The organism is Enterovibrio nigricans DSM 22720, from assembly GCF_900167155.1.
Classification (GTDB): Bacteria; Pseudomonadota; Gammaproteobacteria; order Enterobacterales; family Vibrionaceae; genus Enterovibrio; species Enterovibrio nigricans.
Window position 1 is genome coordinate 1 of record NZ_FUXU01000167.1, and the last position, 3362, is coordinate 3362.

The 3362-nt window shown below is 44.1% G+C and carries 4 protein-coding genes; 2 read left to right on the plus strand and 2 right to left on the minus strand.

Annotated features, from left to right (window positions below; translation table 11 throughout):
- Nucleotides 1-419: 419 nt before the first annotated feature.
- Entirely contained in the window at nt 420-761 is a 342-nt protein-coding gene (locus B5D35_RS23135) for an SH3 domain-containing protein (RefSeq protein ID WP_078754755.1), read from the plus strand.
- Between the two features lie 213 nt (nt 762-974).
- A complete protein-coding gene (locus B5D35_RS23140; RefSeq protein WP_078754756.1) occupies nt 975-1220 on the plus strand; it encodes a hypothetical protein in 246 nt (81 codons plus the stop codon).
- A 155-nt stretch (nt 1221-1375) separates the two neighbouring features.
- Here the strand turns inward: B5D35_RS23140 and B5D35_RS23145 are convergent, their stop codons facing one another.
- Together B5D35_RS23145 and B5D35_RS23150 are read right to left on the minus strand one after the other, a co-directional pair.
- A complete protein-coding gene (locus B5D35_RS23145; protein WP_244556725.1) occupies nt 1376-2089 on the minus strand; it encodes a helix-turn-helix transcriptional regulator in 714 nt (237 codons plus the stop codon).
- A protein-coding gene (locus B5D35_RS23150; protein WP_139367858.1) for an IS3 family transposase occupies nt 2079-3229 on the minus strand; the annotation gives its coding sequence in 2 pieces (ribosomal slippage) (nt 2079-2983 and nt 2983-3229; 1152 coding nt in all). The genes B5D35_RS23145 and B5D35_RS23150 overlap by 11 nt, the downstream gene beginning before the upstream one ends.
- Nucleotides 3230-3362 lie beyond the last annotated feature (133 nt).

A 3362-nucleotide genomic window follows, 5' to 3' on the forward strand; every position in this document is an offset into this window, starting at 1 on the left:
ATCGTAGCTTCTAGATTTAGTTCCATCGATTTAAGCAACAAAGCCCTTCTGGAGCTTCCTGTCATTGATTGGTTTAGGTTTTGTACGTCGCTTTCGCAAGTAAAGTAACGCACTAAAATCGCAAAGGAAAAGAGGCTGATTCAGCCTCTTTTTTTACTGCTTCTGTTCGCGACACTTTTTGTAATCTGAACCGAACTTCTTCACTGCCGATATATTCAGCCTTGGTATAAGTACTTCATAATGATGAAAACCCTCGTTGGGGTATTTCACAAGTCGGTTTTATGGTTGAAAAAAATTTTTATAAAAATCAAACGAAATAAAGATATAAAACACTACGGCTTGTTATTCAATGACAATTCATCGTGTTTAATTCTGACATTTAGTCATCTAACGCACTGTTAGGTACTTTGGAGAAAAGTATGGAAGTGGTTGTAATTGAAGCACATATATCCGAATACCCTAACCCGCTTTATTTGAAGCGAGGCGATAAAGTCACTATTGGTGCAATGGATGACGAGTTCCCCAATTGGATTTTTATAACGAATAAGGCGGGTGAGCAAGCATGGGCACCCATCCAATATATCGAAAATATTGCGGGCAGTTCTACGGGTATCTTGCTTCACGATTACGATAATTTGGAGTTCAATACAGTGCTAGGTGAAAAGTTATCCGTGCTTTTTGAACTCAATTCTTGGTATCGAGTCTTGCGCTCAACGGGCGAAAGTGGGTGGGTGCCAGTACACACGGTAAAACAAACATAAACGATTATCGCGTTAATGATGCATTTTCAATGATTTTGCTATCCCAGACTGTACCGTCTGTGGCTTACGGCTCTCTCTTAGAAGTTACATTGTGCACCTACTTGTCTTTGGTCACGTCAAACGATGTCTCCAAGCGAATCTCTCCATTGCCTCCTCACCACGTTGCATGAAATAATCTGCCCTTCAGTAAACAAGCAAAAAGACGTTACTTACATGAATAATGAACTCGATATCATCGACAGCCTAGAAGAGCTGGAAGCATTTCTTATCTCAATTGAAAATGGCGGATTGGGACTAAAAAACGTTGCTGGCGTTGCACTTGCTAGAAACAACACGGACGGTCGTCCTTTCGTTGCGGTTCTTGACGATAGCCATCAGCTTATTCTGGCTCGCTGGCTTACCCCAGAAATCGCCGAGACTGGCAAAAGCATGATTCAGAACGGCCCTAAAAAGCACTGATTTCTGGCGGAAATTGTTTCTAATGGGCATTGCTTCTAGAGAACATTGTTTCTAGAAGATTTTGCTTCTAGAAGACATCGGTTCAAAAAGACTGATTCAAAAATTCAATGCATGCCGTTTGGTGGCATGCATTCCTCTTATCCTATTTTTATTCTCTAAATTCCGCGCTTGAGCTGATATTGCCCCCGATACTCCCTCGGTGTCAGTTGCTTGTATTGCTTAAACTGGCGATTAAAGTTCGATAAATTCCTGTACCCAACATTTTCCGCGATTAACGCTATTGGCTTGGTGGTCGCTTGCAGTTCACTGCATGCATGTCCTAATCGCAGCTTTTTCAAATACGAAGAAAAGCTTTCACCAAAATGATCAGTAAAAAGTCGCTGAATGCTACTGCCGCTGGCATGGAATACGCGACCAAGATCGGAAAGGGTAATCGGCTCTGCCATGTTACGAGCCAAATAGTCACAAATTTTCTCTATCTTGGCGCGATCGACGTCATCAATTTTGGTTTTTCCCGAAGAAGTCGGCAACAAGGTCTTGCTGTTGCTGTCTTGCCTTAATACGGAAAGGACTTGCAAAAGAACGGCTAGCTGGTCGATGGGGCTGGTTTTGGTACAGTCATTTAAAAGCTGGAATACCTTTTCTGCTGTTTGTTCTGAGAACTCAATGCAGAGATTGGCACGTTCTAGTAAAGCGCTTAGGTCTTTCAGTTCTTCGCAACTTGCCATCAACTGCTTAATCCATACTTCACGAAACCACACGATATGGGTCTCACACTGTTGGATTTTGACGTCTTGTGATGTTACGGCGTGAGGAGGGTTAGGGCCGATTAGCATCATATGGTGAATAGCCACCGACTCAGTAGACACTTTTGAGCCTTTCTTCGTACTGCTTTTCATACTCTACAGGTGACATTTGATCGTTGGAACCGTACCGACGTATTACGTTGTAGAACATCTCAATATATTCAAAGATATCCATACGTGCCTCTTCTCTCGTTGAGTAGATTTTTCGCTTGATACGTTCTCGTTTCAATAACTGAAAGAAGCTTTCAGCAACAGCATTGTCATGACAGTTTCCTCTGCGGCTCATACTTGACTCCAAGCCATGCTGAGTCAGGAATTTATCCCAATCATGACTGGTGTACTGACTGCCCTGATCAGAATGTACAAGTACTTTCTCTTTCGGAGAACGACGCCAAATCGCCATCAGCAACGCATCTAACACCAACTCTTTGGTTATCCGACTCTTCATCGACCACCCAATCACGCGTCTTGAGAACAAATCGATGACCACAGCCAGATACAACCAGCCTTCATGTGTTTTGATGTAAGTAATGTCTGTTACCCACGATTGATTCGGTGCCGTAGGATTAAACTCCCGTGCCAACTTGTTGGCAGCGACAATGTTTTCAGTACCTCCTCGAGGACGAGGCTTTCTATATCCTCGTTGAGACTGCAAACCCTCCCGTTTCATCAAACGATGAACGAGATTAATTCCGCAGGACTCTCCGTCATCTCGCAAGTCACTGTAAATTTTCCGGTAGCCATAGACACCACCAGACTCAAGCCAGAACTGTTTAATACGTCCGAGGAGATATTTTCGCCGCTGCTCCTGTTGGCAATCAGGGTTTTGAACCCAGGCGTAATAACCACTGGGATGAATGCCGAGGACGTGACACATCAATCTGATAGGCCAAATCGCTTGGTGAGCACGGATAAAGGCGTACCTCAGTCGGACTGGCTTGCGAAGTACACCGCGGCTTTTTTCAATATGTCGCGTTCTTCTGTGACGCGTTTTAGCTCCTTTTTGAGGCGACGAATTTCTTCGCTTTCATCAGACTTGGCTTGATGATGAGAAGCATCAGGGCCATAGCGTTTTATCCACGCATAAAGGCTATGCGTTGTTGTCCCTAAGCGATGGGCAACATCCGCGACAGGGTGGCCTTTTTCGGTGACCTGCTTTACTGCTTCGATTTTGAATTCTTCTGGAAATCTATTACCGCTCATAAACACCTCTCTGTTAGTCATCATGTCTAACTCAGGGGTGTCTGTGCGACCTGAAGTCGTATGAAGCGCTGTTCACCGCGATAAGAGTGAACCATCTGTATCACCAGATGACCCTAGGATCCTGAATAAAGCA

Bases quoted from the DNA above. Each gene is read 5' to 3' on its own strand.
- B5D35_RS23135 (WP_078754755.1), top strand. From the start codon at position 420: ATGGAAGTGGTTGTAATTGAAGCACATATATCCGAATACCCTAACCCG.
- B5D35_RS23140 (WP_078754756.1), top strand. From the start codon at position 975: ATGAATAATGAACTCGATATCATCGACAGCCTAGAAGAGCTGGAAGCA.